The sequence below is a fragment of the Rahnella aquatilis CIP 78.65 = ATCC 33071 genome, assembly GCF_000241955.1.
GTDB classification, from domain to species: domain Bacteria; phylum Pseudomonadota; class Gammaproteobacteria; order Enterobacterales; family Enterobacteriaceae; genus Rahnella; species Rahnella aquatilis.
In genome coordinates, this window is the sequence record NC_016818.1 from 1,513,702 (window position 1) to 1,530,290 (window position 16,589).

At 53.2% G+C, this 16,589-nt stretch carries 14 protein-coding genes; 8 read left to right on the forward strand and 6 right to left on the reverse strand.

The genetic code is table 11. The annotated features are described in order from the left end of the window. Window positions 1–25: 25 nt before the first annotated feature. Both RAHAQ2_RS06940 and rhtA read right to left on the reverse strand, forming a co-directional pair. The gene (locus tag RAHAQ2_RS06940) at window positions 26–589 is read right to left on the reverse strand and encodes a fasciclin domain-containing protein (RefSeq protein ID WP_015696545.1); all 564 of its coding nucleotides are present in this window, start codon (window positions 587–589) and stop codon (window positions 26–28) included. A gap of 189 nt (window positions 590–778) precedes the next feature. Continuing rightward, window positions 779–1,765: a threonine/homoserine exporter RhtA gene (rhtA, locus tag RAHAQ2_RS06945; protein ID WP_015696546.1), complete on the reverse strand. Its 987-nt coding sequence runs from the start codon at window positions 1,763–1,765 to the stop codon at window positions 779–781. Window positions 1,766–2,162: 397 nt separating this feature from the next. On the opposite strand from rhtA, the gene ompX reads away from it, so the two are divergent. Next, window positions 2,163–2,696 carry an outer membrane protein OmpX gene (ompX, locus tag RAHAQ2_RS06950; RefSeq protein ID WP_013574702.1) on the forward strand — a complete coding sequence of 178 codons (534 nt, stop codon included), beginning with the start codon at window positions 2,163–2,165 and terminating at the stop codon, window positions 2,694–2,696. Between the two features lie 94 nt (window positions 2,697–2,790). On the opposite strand, the gene RAHAQ2_RS06955 is transcribed toward ompX, so the two are convergent. From RAHAQ2_RS06955 to RAHAQ2_RS06965, 3 genes are read right to left on the reverse strand one after another with little or no spacing between them, the layout of a single operon-like run. Further along, on the reverse strand, window positions 2,791–3,555 hold the full coding sequence (locus RAHAQ2_RS06955; RefSeq protein ID WP_015696547.1) for a molybdopterin-dependent oxidoreductase: 765 nt from the start codon (window positions 3,553–3,555) through the stop codon (window positions 2,791–2,793). Then, window positions 3,548–4,189 carry a cytochrome b/b6 domain-containing protein gene (locus RAHAQ2_RS06960; RefSeq protein ID WP_015696548.1) on the reverse strand — a complete coding sequence of 214 codons (642 nt, stop codon included), beginning with the start codon at window positions 4,187–4,189 and terminating at the stop codon, window positions 3,548–3,550. Before RAHAQ2_RS06960 ends, RAHAQ2_RS06955 begins: the two co-directional genes overlap by 8 nt. 26 nt (window positions 4,190–4,215) lie before the next feature. Continuing rightward, window positions 4,216–4,839 (reverse strand): hypothetical protein, encoded by a 624-nt coding sequence (locus tag RAHAQ2_RS06965; protein ID WP_015696549.1) that lies wholly within the window; start codon window positions 4,837–4,839, stop codon window positions 4,216–4,218. A gap of 213 nt (window positions 4,840–5,052) precedes the next feature. Here RAHAQ2_RS06965 and RAHAQ2_RS06970 point away from each other — a divergent pair, with 213 nt between their 5' ends. From RAHAQ2_RS06970 to RAHAQ2_RS06985, 4 genes are all read left to right on the forward strand, one after another. Next, a complete protein-coding gene (locus tag RAHAQ2_RS06970) occupies window positions 5,053–5,727 on the forward strand; it encodes a heavy metal response regulator transcription factor (protein WP_015696550.1) in 675 nt (224 codons plus the stop codon). After that, window positions 5,720–7,156: a heavy metal sensor histidine kinase gene (locus RAHAQ2_RS06975; RefSeq protein WP_015696551.1), complete on the forward strand. Its 1,437-nt coding sequence runs from the start codon at window positions 5,720–5,722 to the stop codon at window positions 7,154–7,156. Before RAHAQ2_RS06970 ends, RAHAQ2_RS06975 begins: the two co-directional genes overlap by 8 nt. Before the next feature lie 221 nt (window positions 7,157–7,377). After that, window positions 7,378–9,054, forward strand: coding sequence for a kdo(2)-lipid A phosphoethanolamine 7''-transferase (gene eptB / locus RAHAQ2_RS06980; protein WP_015696552.1), 1,677 nt, complete (start codon window positions 7,378–7,380; stop codon window positions 9,052–9,054). Window positions 9,055–9,194: 140 nt separating this feature from the next. Continuing rightward, the gene (locus RAHAQ2_RS06985) at window positions 9,195–10,307 is read left to right on the forward strand and encodes an endonuclease/exonuclease/phosphatase family protein (protein WP_015696553.1); all 1,113 of its coding nucleotides are present in this window, start codon (window positions 9,195–9,197) and stop codon (window positions 10,305–10,307) included. A gap of 125 nt (window positions 10,308–10,432) precedes the next feature. Here RAHAQ2_RS06985 and RAHAQ2_RS06990 read toward each other — a convergent pair whose 3' ends face one another. Then, the gene (locus RAHAQ2_RS06990; RefSeq protein WP_015696554.1) at window positions 10,433–12,487 is read right to left on the reverse strand and encodes a choline transporter; all 2,055 of its coding nucleotides are present in this window, start codon (window positions 12,485–12,487) and stop codon (window positions 10,433–10,435) included. A gap of 235 nt (window positions 12,488–12,722) precedes the next feature. Here RAHAQ2_RS06990 and betI point away from each other — a divergent pair, with 235 nt between their 5' ends. The 3 genes from betI to betA are packed head-to-tail and all read left to right on the forward strand — an operon-like array spanning window position 12,723 to window position 16,545. After that, window positions 12,723–13,322, forward strand: a complete 600-nt coding sequence (gene betI, locus RAHAQ2_RS06995; protein ID WP_015696555.1) for a transcriptional regulator BetI — start codon at window positions 12,723–12,725, stop codon at window positions 13,320–13,322. 44 nt (window positions 13,323–13,366) lie between these two features. Further along, entirely contained in the window at window positions 13,367–14,836 is a 1,470-nt protein-coding gene (gene betB, locus RAHAQ2_RS07000) for a betaine-aldehyde dehydrogenase (protein WP_015696556.1), read from the forward strand. A gap of 23 nt (window positions 14,837–14,859) precedes the next feature. Further along, complete coding sequence (gene betA, locus RAHAQ2_RS07005; protein WP_015696557.1) at window positions 14,860–16,545, forward strand: choline dehydrogenase; 1,686 nt, start codon at window positions 14,860–14,862, stop codon at window positions 16,543–16,545. Window positions 16,546–16,589: the final 44 nt, after the last annotated feature.

Here is a 16,589-nt window from a genome sequence, read left to right on the forward strand (position 1 = left end):
AATCATGCCCTCAGTATAGCCGGTATTATTTTGGCATCAGAACGGTATCAATGACGTCGATCACACCGTTCTTCTGCTGGACGTCATAAGTACTGATATTGGCGATATTTCCCTTGCCATCTTTCAGCTGAATATTGTGCGGGCCGTTGTTTAGGATCCACAATGGCTGACCGTTGACGGTTTTCAGTTCCGCCGTGCCGTTGCCTTTTTTCAGCAATTTTTCCAAATCTTTCATTTCATATTTACCGGCCACCACGTGATAGGTGAGGACACTGGTCAGCGTGGCTTTGTTTTCTGGTTTCACCAGATTATCCACGGTGCCTGCGGGTAATTTTGCGAAGGCGGCGTTGGTCGGCGCAAAGACAGTAAACGGCCCTTTGCCTTGCAAGGTTTCCACCAGACCGGCTGCTTTTACCGCCGCGACCAGGGTGGTGTGGTCTTTCGAATTCAGGGCATTTTCTACGATATTTTTGGACGGATACATTTCAGCGCCACCGACCATGGTGGTGTTTTGGGACATCATTGCTGCCATTGACGCGGTGCTGAGCAGCAGAGAAGCACAGATTGCGGTACGGAGTAATGTTTTCATGATGGTGTCCTTCGTCAGTTAAGTAGGTAAGGTCTTGCCTCACATCTATACATACGAATGACCCCCTGCTTTTGGATGCAGGAAAAGATGAAAAAAAGTGAAATAAATGAAAGGAATTTGCAACCTGCTGATAGAAAAGAAAAAGCCATATCGTGATGACATGGCTTTTATGAGGTCGACGTCGCGGAATTATTTTCCTGAAGGGGTATTCCCGGGGATATCCACCGTTTCGATTTTGATTTTGCGCTGCAGGGTCAGCGTTGAACCGGCGGAAGCCGCGATAATCGCCGCCAGCCCGAGCCACTGCGTCGCGGTCAGGAATTCACCGAGGAAGATAATGCCGGAAAGCGCGGCCATCGCCGGTTCCATACTCATCAGCGTGCCGAAGGTTTTGGCTGGCAGTTTAGTCAGTGCCATCATTTCCAGTGAATAAGGAATGGCGGAAGTGAGCAGGGCGATCAGCAAGCCGAGCGGTAAAATCCCCCAGCTGAAAATGGAGGTGTGCGCCTGTATTGCGCCAATCGGGAAGAAAATTAACGCCGCAATCACTGACCCCATTGCGGCGGTACCCGGCCCGTAACTGCTGCCTGCGCGTTGTCCGGCGAGGATATAAACGGCCCAGCAGGCACCGGCGATCAGCGCAAAACACGCGCCTTTGAGGTCAACCCCCCCGGCGCTTTGCCCGAGAGGCAACAGGAACAGTAAACCTGTCACAGCCAGCACGACCCAGATGAAATCCACCGGACGTCGTGAGGAGAACATTGCCACTGCCAGCGGGCCGGTAAATTCCAGGGCAACGGCAATGCCCAGCGGCACGGTACGCAGGGCCAGATAAAACGAATAGTTCATGCAGCCCAGCGCCAGGCCATACATCAGCAGCGCACGCAAATTACCGCCGCGCATTTTCAGACGCCACGGACGAAAATAGAGAAGTAACAGAATGGAGCCGATGCCGAGACGCAGAGCCGTGACACCTTGCGGGCCGACCACCGGGAACAGTGTTTTCGCCAGCGAAGCGCCGCCTTGTAATGAAAGCATGGCGATCAGTAACAACATGATCGCCACCAGCGGTGAGGCTTTTTTCGGTAATGCAGGAACGGGCGGGCTGTGGTTATGCGTCGCCGCCTGCAGAGCGATCTGCGGTTTTTTCGGCTGATTTTGTCCTGACTGTGTCATCCATTGCGCCTTTTGAGGTGATCCATGAATCCGGAAACTTCAGATTTATAGTTTTGAAAAGAAAGGTAAAGCGCTGTCAGTGTAGAGGGAAATGTGGCGAGAAAAAATCCTCGCAAAAAGTTTTTTTCGGAACGTTTCTGTTTAAAATCTTCCTAAAATCGTTCTTTTTTTGAGCATAATTTTAGGAATTATCTGCTAATCTCAAAAAGTTCAATAAGTTTACCTTATAGTTTATGCGACTAAAATCTCAATAAAATTAAATGGATAACCTATGCTGGAAACTTCCTGTTACACCATATGATGCTTTGGACATCTTAATTGAGGCAGAGTTTCACACTAGTTTTTGTTATATTTTCAAACGTGAAGGTTACTTTGGTTTCTCTTTTTGAGGTGGTTTATGAAAAAAATTGCATGTCTTTCCGCATTAGCTTGCGTCGTTGCATTGGGCGTTTCTTCCAGCGCTTTCGCTGATACCAGCACCGTAACTGCTGGCTACGCTCAGGGTGACGCACAAGGCGTTGCTAACAAAGCAAACGGCTTCAACTTAAAATACCGTTGGGAACAAGATAGCAACCCACTGGGCGCTATCGGGTCTTTCACTTATATCGAAGATGACAGCTCTCCGGCATCTGGCGACTACCGTAAAGCGCAATACTACGGTCTGACTGCGGGTCCTGCTTACCGTCTGGCTGACTGGGTTTCCATCTACGGTGTTGTGGGTGTTGGCTACGGTAAATTCCAGTACAACGAAGCAGCAGCATCAACTGCTAACCGTGAAAAGAATGACACCAGCGATTACGGCTTCTCTTACGGTGCTGGTCTGCAGTTCAACCCAATCCAGAACGTTGCTCTGGACGTGTCCTACGAACAGTCCCGCATCCGCAGTGTTGATGTCGGTACCTGGATCGCAGGCGTGGGTTACAGCTTCTAATTCTTCGCCGCAGCGTAACGCTTTGCCGTTACCCTCCCGCGAAAACGAAAACCGCTCAATTGAGCGGTTTTTTTATGCCTGTCTTTTATACCTGTCAAATACCACTGAACCAGTTATAGCCCTGATCTTCCCAGTAGCCGCCGGGATATTCGTTGGTGACGAAAATCGCGCCGATATGCTTGGCGTTTTTAAAGCCGAGTTTGGTTGGCATGCGCAGACGTAACGGGTAACCAAAATCGGGCGGTAAGGGTTTGCCGCCAAAATCCAGTGCCAGAATGGTTTGCGGATGCAGCGCGGTGGCCATATCAATACTGGAATAATAGCGGTCGTCACATTTGAATCCGACATATTTGGCCGTCAGATCCGCGCCGACATGTTGCAGGAAGGTTTTCAGCGGTACACCTTTCCACTGGCCGATGGCACTCCAGCCTTCAATGCAAATCAGCCGGGTGATCTGGCTTTCCTGCGGCAGGCGCTGCAATTGCTCCAGCGTCCACGGGGCTTTCTTTTGCACCAGACCCGAGACTTCCAGCCGGTAATTAGAGATGTCGATTTCCGGCACGTTGTATTCGGGGTAATACGCGTTGAAACGAAACGGCGTGGTGATCTGATCCGCACGATAGGTTTGCGCCAGTTTCTGGCCGCTGAACAGCCAGCTTTGTACCCGGTCGTTCCAGCGGGACATGGCCCACAGCACCTTATCGACCTGATCGCCGTCCTGCAAATTACAGCCCGTCAGCATCGCGACGCCGCCGAGCGTCAGCCCTGAGCGCAGCAATAAACGGCGCTGAATATTGACCAGTTGTTTACGCTGGTCGGGCTCAGGAATAATTTTTGGCCGTTGTGATTTTTCACTCATCGGCGTGGTTCTCCGTGCTCATCTTTTTGCCGCCGGTCAGCATCGCCACGAAGGTTTTAGGCACCAGCAGAACCATCAGTACGTGAATAATGACGAACAGCAACACGCCGCTCATCGCAAAGAAATGCACATAACGGGCGATACCAAAACCGCCAAACAGCCAGACCAGCCCGCTGAACTGCACTGGTTTCCAGATGGACAGACCCGACAACACCAGTAATGCGCCCAGCAACAGAACCCCGCTGTACATCAGTTTCTGCACGGCGTTGTACTGACCGGGCTTGTGGGGAAGTTTGAATGTCAGTGCGCGAACGGTATCGCGCCAGACGGCGCGGGGCGAAAAGGGGAAAAAGTCGCGCCTGAAATGACCGCTGAAAATCCCCCACAGCAGATAGAACAGGGCATTGGCCGCCAGCAGCCACATCACCGCCAGATGCCAGGCAATATTGCCGCCCAGCCAGCCGCCGAGGGTAGTGTTCTGCGGGAATGTGAAAGCGAAAAGCGGGTCGGCGTTATAAATCCCCCAGCCGCTCATCACCATGCCAATCATTGCCAGCACATTAATCCAATGACAAATACGAACCGGCCAGGAATGAATCCGGCGCTTGCGGGGCGATGAGAGCTGAGGTTTCACGCTTAATCTCCTGTTGACTGGCCGGATTACATCGGTGGCGCGATACCGTCTTTACCGGCAGCAATACCACGGGCAACCAGCGCACCTTTGTCGTCTTTTATGGCAAACAATACGATTTTAGTGCCCGGTTTCAGCAGGCTGCGGTCGCCCGGTGCCAGCAGAACGACCGGCACATCGTCAGGCACGACGACAGTTTTCTCAGCATCGTGATATTTCACGGTCAGGGTGCGGCCGTTGCTGTTCACCAGCTTGCCGACGGTGCCGTTGGTCATGGTATTGATTTTGCCATCGGCGGATTCAAACGGATTGAAGCCTTCACCGCTGCCGCGCAGGCTGGGTGCGAATACGTGAACTTCAAGCGCTTTCAGCGTACCGTCAGCCTGCGGAACGGCGGCCGTCCCGATGAAGCTGTCCGCTTTGATATCGCTGATTTTGCCTTTGGTGACGGCATTGATTTTGGTCTGATCAGTCAGCTTAACGTCAAGTTTCTCACCCTGACGGGTGGTGATTTGTACCGATGAGTCATTAACTGAATCAATGGTTCCGCGTGTGGGTTTAATCACATTATCGGCGGCAAATGCCGATGTCATCCCGCTGCACATCAGCAGGGAACCCAGTAACAGACCAGCGAGACGTGTTGGTGCATTCATGATTAATTCTCCATTTTCCAGCGTTTTTTCATTCTGTTAGATGAATCACTGAACCTGCCAGTGATGAATAACTTTCTTAAGAGTGGACGATAAACCGGTATTGGCTGATGACAAATTGATGACAAAATTGTCATCAAAGGTGTCTGACGAAACTGGTAAACTTTCGGATGAATCATTCTCTAGGTGAATGGTCATGCGGCGCTGAGGGCCTGAATGCGAATACTGGTGATTGAAGACGATGTCAGTACAGGCGACTACCTGAAAAAAGGGCTGACAGAAGCGGGTTACAGCGTGGATCTGGCGCGCAACGGTGCCGATGGCCTGTTTCTGGCGCTTGAGGAAGGTTACGACGCGGTGATCCTCGACGTCATGCTGCCGGGGCTGGACGGCTGGCAGGTGATGGAAGTCCTGCGCAAAAAAAGCGACGTACCGGTGTTGTTTCTCACCGCCCGCGATGAAGTGCAGGATCGCATTCACGGGCTGGAGCTGGGTGCTGACGATTATCTCATCAAGCCGTTCTCCTTCACCGAACTGGTGTTGCGTATCCGCACTTTGCTGCGCCGCCCGGCCGCCCGTGAGCCGGATGTGTATTCGGTGGCGGATCTGAATCTTGATGTGCTGCGCCGGCGCGTGACCCGTCAGGATCAGACCATCGCGCTGACCAACAAGGAATTCATGTTGTTGCAGTTGCTGATGCGCCGCGAGGGCGAGGTGCTGTCGCGCACTATGATTGCCTCCCAGGTCTGGGACATGAATTTCGACAGCGATACCAATGTGGTGGATGTCGCCATTAAGCGTCTGCGTGCCAAAGTTGACCGGGCATTTGAGGTGAAACTGATCCACACCGTGCGTGGCATTGGCTACGTATGCGAAGTGCGACATGAGTGATCGTCAATTGACTCACCTCCCGAAACGCGCCATGTCGCTGACGCTTCGCGCGACCTTACTGTTCGCGCTGATCGCCTCGCTGGTGGTCAGTGCGGTGGGATTTTATCTTTATTACTCGATGGATAAAGAGCTGGTGCGACGCGCGGATTATCAGGTCAGTGGCCGCGTGCAGTATTTCCGTCATCTGCTGGCCAACGAATTCCCGCTGTCGCAACTCAGCCGTAATCCCGGTCTGTTTGAAAATATGCTCGGCAACGAGCGCGATATCCTGACGTTTGGTCTGTCCGGTGAGAAGCTGCTGATCAACGTCAATCCGTCACGGCTGGCATTGCCGCCGGTGGCGGCGGTGGCGGACGGTCAGCCGCTGACGCTGAATACGGTGCATCATCTCGCCGCCCCTGATGGCACGCCGGTACGCTTTGCCCGTGCGGCGGTAAAAATTCAGGACGGACGGACAGTTGAAATCACCGGCGCGCATTTCATGACCGAGGAGTCGCGTCTGTTACAGACTTTTCGCTGGGAAATCATTGGCGCGGTGTTGTTCGCTTATTTGCTGATTGCCGCGCTGGGTTATCTGGTGATCCGCCGCGGATTGCGGCCGCTGCGCAATATGGCGCATGAGGCGGCGCAGATCCATCCGGCCAGTCTGTCTACGCGATTGTCTTCTGAGAACGCGCCGCAGGAATTGCAGCAGTTGATTTATTCTTTCAACGACATGCTCGACCGGCTTGCCGAAGGGTATCAGCGGCTGACGCAATTTTCCGCCGATCTGGCGCATGAAATCCGTACGCCGGTAGGGGCGCTGATGGGGCATTGTCAGGTGGCGTTATACCAGCCGCGCACGGTGGAAGAATACGAAACGCTGCTGGCGAACAATATGGAAGAGCTGGAACGCATTTCACGTATGGTGGAAAACATTCTGTTTCTGGCGCGGGCTTCAGATGCACGTTCCGTTCTGACGATCACGGCCATCGATGTTTCATCTGAAATGATCCGCATTCAGGAATATTTTGAGGGCCTGGCGGAGGAGCGCGGTATGACGCTGGGCGGCAAAGGCGCGGGCGTGCTGCATGCCGATGCCATTTTATTCCAGCGCGCGCTCAGTAATCTGGTGGCAAATGCAGTGCGTTATGGCCGCGAGGGAAGTGCCATCTTGTTGCGCGCCGAACCGCAGGGAAAAGGTATGAATATCCATGTGATCAGTCAGGGGGAGCCTGTCCCGCCGGAAAAACTCGGAAAACTTTTCGACCGCTTCTACCGCGCCGATGCTTCCCGCAGCGAAGGCGGCAGCTCCAGCGGTCTTGGATTGTCGATTGTTCAGGCCATTATGGCCCTGCATCAGGGCAGTGTAAGCGTGACCAGTTCCCCACAGGGAGAAACGTGTTTTACGCTTTCTTTTCCCGCTGCTGATCACAAGTTTTCTCAATAAAAGAGAAAAATTGCGTGAAAACATGGGAGAACTGTATTTTTCATTTCATTGAAAATTAAGGATTTCGTTAATTTCGTTACATTATCACATTGGAAGAAACCAATCAGTTTGAACGAAAATGCCCGGCCCGGAGTCTGAATGTCCTAAGGAGTGGGTTCCAACCTCCGGTACGAGCGGTCAGTTCGACGCAACCAGACTCACAAAAGAGCCAGTTATTACCAATGCATAAAATTCGTTCACTTTCGCAACAGAGCATTTCTTTGTTCATTGCACTTTATCTTGGGCTTCTGCTAAACCTTCCGATTTTTATCCGTCGTTATCAGCAACTGCATTATGACAATGCCTTGTCGATTGCTGTCGAAATGGTGGCCTGCTTCGCGCTGGTCTATTTCCTTTGTATGTTGCTGTCTTACACCGGAAAAACTATTTTCCGTGTGCTGATGACCGCCATTGTGATTTCATCCGCCGCCGCCAGTTACTACATGATTCTGTTTAACGTCGATATCGGCTACGGAATTTTAGCGGCGGCGCTGGCGTCTGATTCCATTGATTTATCGAAAGAATCTATCGGGACACATTTCATCGCCTGGACAGTACTGGTGAGTGTGTTGCCGGTACTGCTGCTGTGGCTGAGCAAAATGCCGGGCGCGGCACTGAAACAAACGACCTTTAAAAAACTGGCGGTCAAAACCCTGTTGCTCGCGGTCTCCGGCCTGCTTTGCTATATGCCGCTTCAGCTGATGGGTAAAGTGCAGGATCGTCACGACATCGTAAACAACCGCATGATGGCGAGTTACGGCGGCGTGGTGGCCGGAACCTATTCGCCATCCAACTGGCTTTCAGCACTGGGTTTGTATTCTTACAGCAGCTACAGTCAGGCGGAAGACACCAAAAATCTGTTCGATCCGGCCAAACACTTCACGTATACCGCACCGGCGGATGCCAAAGATATGTATGTGGTGTTTGTGATCGGTGAGAGCGCCCGCCGCGACCACATGGGGCTGTACGGCTACGATCGTGACAACACGCCCAATCTCGACAAAGAGAAGAATCTGGTCGCCCTGCAGGGTTATTCCTGTGATACCGCCACCAAGCTTTCCCTGCGCTGTATGTTTGTCCGCGAAGGCGGGGCGTCTGAAGAGCCACAGCGCACGCTGAAAGAAATGAACGTGTTTTCCGTGCTGAAAAGCAATGGCTGGAGTTCAGAGCTATATTCCATGCAGAGTGAAGCCTGGTTCTATAACAAAACCCGTGCGGATGATTATTCGTTGCGTGAAAACATCGCCTCTGAGAAGCGCAACGCCGGTAAACCGGTGGATGACATGTTGCTCATCGATGAAATGAAAGACTCGATGAATAACCATCCGAAAGGTAAGCACCTGATTATCCTGCATACCAAGGGGTCGCATTACCTGTATTCGGATCGCTATCCACGTTCTTTTGCCAAATATAAGCCGGAATGTATGGGCATTGATGATTCCTGTTCTACCCAGGAAATGATCAACGCTTATGATAATTCATTGCTGTATACCGATTACTTCCTGTCGCAGGTTTTTGACCAGTTGCGCGATAAGAATGCAATCGTGTTCTATGCCTCCGATCATGGTGAGTCGATTTCCAAAAGTATGCACTTCCACGGTACCCCGCGTGATCATGCTCCGGCTGAGCAACGCACGGTGCCGATCATGGTCTGGGCGTCAGACAAATTCCTGTCCAATGATCAGAACAAGGCCAGTTTCGAACAGCTGCAAAAACTGGCTGTCGCGAAAACGCCTGTTTTCCATGAAAAGCTGTATGACTCTATTCTGGGCTGTATGGGTTATACCTCGCCAAATGGCGGGATTGTCGAGCAGCACAACTGGTGCCATGTGCCTGAACAGGCCGCCGCAACAAAATAATCTTTGCTAAATTTGCCGCCTTTTTCTGATGACATGAGAAGGCGGCGACATCTCCCTTTTTTTCAGTCACAATCAGTTAACAACAAATATCCTTCATATTCAGGGTATTATTTTTGCTTTTTTATCAGGGTCGATAACCCATGCAAGCACTGAGAATCACCATTTGCGTACTGACAGTCATTATGACTCTGCTGACGCTCCTTCCTCTTTCTAAAAATCAGCACTGGTGGGTGCGTGTCTGGGATTTTCCGCGTTTACAGATGGCTTCGCTGTGCCTGTTTTTTCTGCTGACTGAACTGGCCATTATGCCGTTTGGTGATGCGATCACCACCACGGTGATCATCCTGACCGTTGCCTGCATGGCGTATCAGAGCTGGTGGATTTTGCCTTATACCCGCCTGTATCCGTTACAGGTGAAGAAAACCGTGCCCAACGGTCATTCACGGATCACGATCATGAACAGCAACGTGCTGACCACCAACCGTGAACCGGAAAAATTACTGGCGCAGGTCAGGCATTATCAACCGGATATTCTGGTGCTGCTGGAAACCGATCAGTGGTGGGAAGATCAGATGGCAGAACTGGATGCTGATTACCCGCACAGCCTGCGTTGTCCGCTGGAAAATCTGTACGGTATGCATGTGTATTCGCGCCTGCCGATGCAGGCGGCGAAGATTCAGTATCTGGTGGCTGATGACATTCCCTCCATGCATTTTCGCGCTGAACTGCCGTCAGGCGAGCAGGTGATTTTGCACTGTCTGCACCCGATGCCGCCCAGTCCGACGGAAGCGGATGAGTCTACCGCCCGTGACGGCGAGCTGATCGCCGTTGGGCATACCGCCGCCAAAGCACTTTATCCGACCATCGTCACCGGTGATCTGAATGATGTGGCATGGTCGCGCACCACTCGCCTGTTTATGAAAATCAGCGGCCTGCTGGATCCGCGTCGCGGTCGCGGCATGTACAACACGTTTCACGCCAGCTATCCGTTCCTGCGCTGGCCGCTGGATCACGTTTTCCACAGCAAAGATTTCACGCTCATTGATCTTAAACGTCTTGATTTTATGGGCTCAGATCACTTCCCGATCCTGGTGGAACTGGCGCTGACGCCTTCTCAGGGTATCAGTCAGGAATCACTGGAAATCGACAGTGAAGATATTGAGGAAGCGGAAGAAAAACTCTCCAGTGCCGGGGTGAAAAGCAGTGATGTGCATAAGGCAGAAAAGCTTAACCAGCCGGTTTACGGACGTTAATTCAAACTGCCCTGAATACCTCCCGCAAAGGATGTTCTCCGTTGTTGAACCTGTGGGGAGAAAGGGAAAAGGGTATGTAAGCGTATAAGAAACCCGCATGGCGCGGGTTTTTTTGTGGGTTCTTATCAGACCGGCAGTTCCGGGAAGGTGAGGGTGTTGCCCGGCGCTTCGCGGTTGATGTGCAGGAAGTTCAGATGACGCTCGTACTGATCCAGAATGTCATTGATCACCTGATGTTGGGTGAAGTCCATCAGGTCATTGCCCTGCGTGCCTTCCAGCAGGAAGGTTTCCAGACGGTAATAATGCGATTTACCGGCGCGTGCGCGATAGGTAAAGGCAGGCACCGCATAGCGTACCGGCCAGATCTGATAGACAAAGTTTTGCTCTTCGCCCAACGCGACCTGCAATTCCAGCGGCCCGATTTTCTCGTCTTCCTGCGGCTCGTGCTCGTTAAAAATCACTTTTGCCCCGCGCAGCTCCAGCTCCTGCGCCACTTCCTGCATCGCAGGGCGGCAAACGGTGTCCATCATTTTCTGCGTATGGCGCGTGCCGGGGTAATTCATCACCCGCGACAAACGTTGTTTCCAGTTCAGTGCCGCGTCGCTGGTGGCAGGCAGCGGAGCCAGAGTCTGCTGGGTACTGGCGCGGCGGTAATCTTCCAGGCGCAGCGATTTATACAATCCGGCCATAATGAAGAAAATCACAAAGCTGAACGGCAGACCCATAATCACCGTGGTGTTTTGCAGCGCGGAAACACCGTCGGTCATCAGCATACCCAGCGTCAGCACGCCGATGGTGACGGACCAGAAAATCCGCAGCCAGTTTGGCGCATCGTTATTAATGTCTGCCAGTTTTGAGGTGAAGTTACCCAGCACCAGCGAGCCGGAATCCGCCGAGGTGACATAAAACAGCAGGCCGGTGATGGTTGCGACGGACGCGCTCAGCGTAAAGCCCGGATACTGTGCCAGCAGGCTGTAAACGCCGCGTTCAGGGTGTGAAATCACTTCGTTGGCAAAATCCAGATTGCCATGCAGGATCTGATACAGCGCACTGTTACCGAAAATTGACAGCCACAGCAGGGTGAAGACGAACGGAATAATCAGGGTGCCGAGCACGAACTGACGAATGGTGCGTCCGCGTGAGATACGCGCCAGGAACAGGCCGACAAACGGCGACCACGCCACCCACCAGGCCCAGAAGAACAGGGTCCAGCTGTTCATCCATTCGGTTGGCCGGTCAAAGGCAAAGGTATTGAGCGTCATCCCCATAAAACGGTTGATGTAATCGCCAATATTGAGCACCAGCGCATTGAGCAGGAATTCGGTGTTGCCGAAAAACAGCAGGAACAGAATCAGCCCCAGCGCCAGCAGCACGTTGAGTTCCGACAGAATCCGGATGCCTTTGTTCACACCGGAGGTTACCGACACCGTCGCCATAATCACAGAAAGCAGGATCAGTGCGGCCTGAACGGTCAGGTTTTCCGGAATATGGAACAGCACTTTCAGGCCGTAGTTAAGCTGTACCACACCAATGCCGAGCGTGGTGGCGATACCAAAAATAGTCCCGACCACGGCAGCGATATCCACGCTGTGGCCGATCGGACCGTTAATGCGTTTGCCAAAAATCGGGTACAGCGCTGAACGGATGGTCAGCGGCAGGTTATAGCGGTAGCTGAAATAGCCCAGGGCGATGCCCATCAGTGCGTACATCGCCCAGCCGGTCAGCCCGTAGTGGAACAGCGTCCAGGTCATGGCCTGCCGCGCCGCCTCCAGCGTTTGCCCGTTGCCTTCCGGCGGCAACATGTATTGCGTGACCGGTTCGGCAACCGAGAAGAACATCAGATCGATGCCGATCCCGGCAGCAAACAGCATTGCGGCCCAGCTCATCATGCTGAATTCGGGTTTGGATTGTTCAGGGCCCAGTTTGATCGAACCAAAACGTGAACAGGCTATGAACACTACAAACACGATGTACAGCGTAGCCGCCAGCATGTAATACCAGCCGAAGGTGGCGGACACCCAGTTAAGGGTCAGGCTGATCCATTTCCCCGATAAATCGGTGAAGAAAATGGTCATTAATGTGAAGGCTAAAATCAGCCCGGCGGAGGTGAAGAACACAACCTTGTTCAGCGGGTCGCGCGGTTTTTCGCTCTTTCTCTCTGTCGTATCGGCAATCGCCATCTTTTCCCCTGTTATGTTAATTAATCACTATTTTTCAATAAAATAGATGCTTTAAAATCCCAAAATTCATACAAATTACTAACGTATTGGTAATAAAATATATGCATTTTTAATTGAACGTTCAATCAAAAAAAAGTTAAATAGGGGGTGTCAGAGCGTTGTAACGAGGTTGAGCAGGCGCGTAAAAAAGTTTTTTAAGCGTGCTTCAACCCGCTCATTTTCAGGAGCCGGAACCATGCCCAAAGTAGGAATGCAGCCCATCAGACGGCAGCAATTAATTGAGGCAACACTGGCCGCAGTGAACGAAGTCGGGATGCATGATGCTTCGATTTCGCAAATTGCCCGCCGTGCTGGCGTCTCCAACGGCATCATCAGTCACTACTTTCGTGACAAGAATGGACTGCTGGAAGCGACCATGCGCTTTTTGCTCAGTCGCCTGGGGGAAGGTGTGCAGTTGCGGCTATCGCAACTGACGGATACCGCACCGACGGCGCGGCTGCATGCAATTGCAGAAGCTAATTTTGACGACAGTCAGACCAACAGCGCGGCGATGAAAACCTGGCTGGCCTTCTGGGCGAGCAGCATGCACCACCCGCAGTTGTACCGGCTGCAACAGGTTAACAGCCGCCGGCTCTATTCAAATTTATGTTCTGAATTCAGACGCTTTCTGCCTAAAAGTGAGGCGCGTCTGGCGGCGCAGAGCACCGCCGCACTGATTGATGGCCTGTGGCTGCGCGGCGCGCTCAGCGGTAAAGGGTTCAACCGCGCCGAGGCGATGCAAATCACGCACAGCCATATCGAATCGCAGATCGCGCCGCGCGTTACTGCGCAGTAAACCGGGCTGAAAACTTTCAGACCGCACAGACCGAGGAGAGAGGTATGTCCCGCTACGGCAAACAAAAACTTTATATCAACGGGCGTTTTCAGGACAGCACCGGGGATGAAACCTTCGATGCAGTCAATCCGGCCAACGGCGAAGTGATTGCGACCGTGCAATCCGCAACGCATGCGGATGTCGATCTGGCAGTGAAATCAGCGCAGAAAGGCCAGAAAGTCTGGGCCGCGATGACGGCCATGAGCCGCGCCCGTATTCTGCGCCGCGCCGTGGATATTCTGCGTGAGCGCAATGACGAACTGGCCGCCATTGAAACGGCCGACACCGGTAAACCGCTGTCTGAAACACGGGCTGTGGATATCGTCACCGGCGCGGATGTGCTGGAGTATTACGCCGGATTAATCCCGGCGATTGAAGGCCAGCAAATTCCGCTGCGGGATTCTTCATTCGTCTATACCCGCCGTGAGCCGCTGGGCGTGGTCGCCGGTATCGGTGCCTGGAACTACCCGATTCAGATTGCCTTGTGGAAATCTGCCCCTGCACTGGCAGCCGGTAACGCGATGGTGTTCAAACCGAGCGAAAACACGTCGCTGACCGCACTGAAACTGGCAGAAATCTACACCGAAGCCGGTGTGCCGGACGGCGTGTTTAGCGTGGTAACCGGTGCGGCCAGCGTCGGGCAGGCATTAACCGAGCATCCGGACATTGCCAAAGTGTCTTTCACCGGCGGCATTAAAACCGGCAAGAAAGTCATGGCCAGCGCGTCGGCTTCCACGCTGAAAGACGTGACCATGGAACTGGGCGGTAAATCGCCGTTGATCATCTTTGATGATGCGGATCTTGATAAAGCTGCCGACATTGCGATGATGGCGAATTTCTACAGTTCCGGTCAGGTGTGTACCAACGGCACCCGTGTGTTTATCCCCAAAACCTTGCACAAAGCGTTCGAAGCCAAAGTGCTGGAACGGGTGAAACGCATTCGCTTAGGTGATCCGACAGATGAAAATGTCAACTTTGGCCCGCTGGTCAGTTTTGCGCATAGGGAATCGGTGCTGCGTTATATCGAAAGCGGCAAGCGTGAAGGCGCGACACTGCTGACCGGTGGTGGGCCCGTCACCACCGGCGAATACGCCAAAGGCGCTTACGTCGCGCCGACGGTCTTCACCGATTGTCGTGATGACATGCTGATTGTGCGTGAAGAAATCTTCGGGCCGGTGATGAGCATTCTGACTTATGAAAGCGAAGAAGAAGTGATCCGCCGCGCCAATGATACTGAATATGGTCTGGCCGCCGGCCTGGTAACGCGGGATCTCAACCGCGCCCACCGCGCCATCCACAAGCTCGAAGCCGGGATTTGCTGGGTTAATACCTGGGGCGAATCCGCCGCAGAAATGCCGGTTGGCGGCTATAAACACTCGGGTGTTGGCCGCGAAAACGGCATCACCACGCTTGAGCATTACACCCAAATCAAATCCGTGCAGGTCGAGCTGGGCGAATTCAGCTCAGTATTTTGATCCGCTGCAACAGAGGAGATTCAATGGATTACGATTACATCATTATCGGTGCCGGTTCTGCCGGCAACGTGCTCGCCACCCGGCTGACGGAAGACAGCAATGTGACCGTTTTGCTGCTGGAAGCGGGCGGCCCGGATTATCGTCTGGATTTTCGCACGCAGATGCCTGCGGCGCTGGCGTTTCCGTTACAGGGACGTCGTTACAACTGGGCGTATGAAACTGACCCGGAACCGCACATGAATAACCGTCGCATGGAATGCGGACGGGGCAAAGGGCTTGGCGGTTCGTCGCTGATCAACGGGATGTGTTACATCCGCGGTAACGCGATGGATTTTGATAACTGGGCGAAAGCACCGGGTCTGGAAGACTGGAGTTATCTGGACTGTCTGCCTTATTTCCGTAAAGCAGAAACCCGCGATATCGGCCCGAATGACTTCCACGGTGGCGAAGGACCGGTGAGCGTAGCAACGCCAAAAAACGGCAATAATCCGCTGTTCGGCGCGATGATTGAAGCCGGTGTACAGGCGGGGTATTCACGCACGGATGACCTGAATGGGTTCAAACAGGAAGGTTTCGGCCCGATGGACAGAACCGTCACCCCGAATGGCCGTCGTGCGAGTACTGCCCGCGGGTATCTGGATCAGGCCAAACCGCGCGCTAATCTGACCATTTTGACCCACGCGCTGACCGACAGGATCCTGTTCGACGGCAAGCGCGCGGTGGGTGTCAGCTATTTCCACGGTGATGAATACAACGCCAAAACAGCGAAGGCGAAACGCGAAGTGTTGCTGTGCAGCGGCGCGATTGCCTCTCCGCAAATTCTGCAACGTTCCGGCGTCGGCGCAGCGGAACTGCTGAACCGTCTGGATATTCCGCTGGTGCACGACCTGCCGGGTGTCGGCGAGAATTTGCAGGATCATCTGGAAATGTACCTGCAATACAGCTGTACGCAGCCGGTCTCTTTGTATCCGGCATTACAGATGCACAACCAGCCGGCGATTGGTGCCGAGTGGCTGTTTAAAGGCACCGGCGTCGGTGCCAGCAATCAGTTTGAAGCGGGCGGTTTTATCCGCAGCCGTGAAGAATTTGCCTGGCCGAATATTCAGTATCACTTCCTGCCGGTGGCGATTAATTACAACGGCAGTAACGCGGTAAAAGAGCACGGTTTTCAGGCGCATGTCGGTTCAATGCGTTCACCCAGCCGTGGCCGCGTTCAGGTGAAATCGAAAGATCCGCGCCAGCATCCGAGCATCCTGTTTAATTACATGGCGACGGATCAGGACTGGCAGGAGTTCCGTGACGCCATCCGCATTACGCGTGAAATCATGAATCAACCGGCGCTGGATCCTTACCGCGGTCGCGAAATCAGTCCGGGCGAAAATGTGCAGACTGACGAAGAGCTGGATGCCTTTATCCGCGAACATGCGGAAACAGCTTTCCATCCGTCGTGCTCCTGTAAAATGGGCACCGATGAGATGGCGGTGGTCGACGGAGAAGGGCGGGTTCATGGATTGCAGGCGCTGCGCGTGGTAGACGCGTCCATCATGCCGCAGATCATTACCGGCAACCTGAATGCGACAACGATCATGATCGCCGAAAAGATTGCCGATAAAATCCGTGGCCGTCAGCCCTTACCGCGTAGTACTGCGGCGTATTACACCGCCGGTAATGCACCGGTTCGCACGCCGCCGCTGAAGCAATCTGCCTGATAAATTGGCTGTAAAACCGGTGTTAAAAAGAGATATTCTCAGGA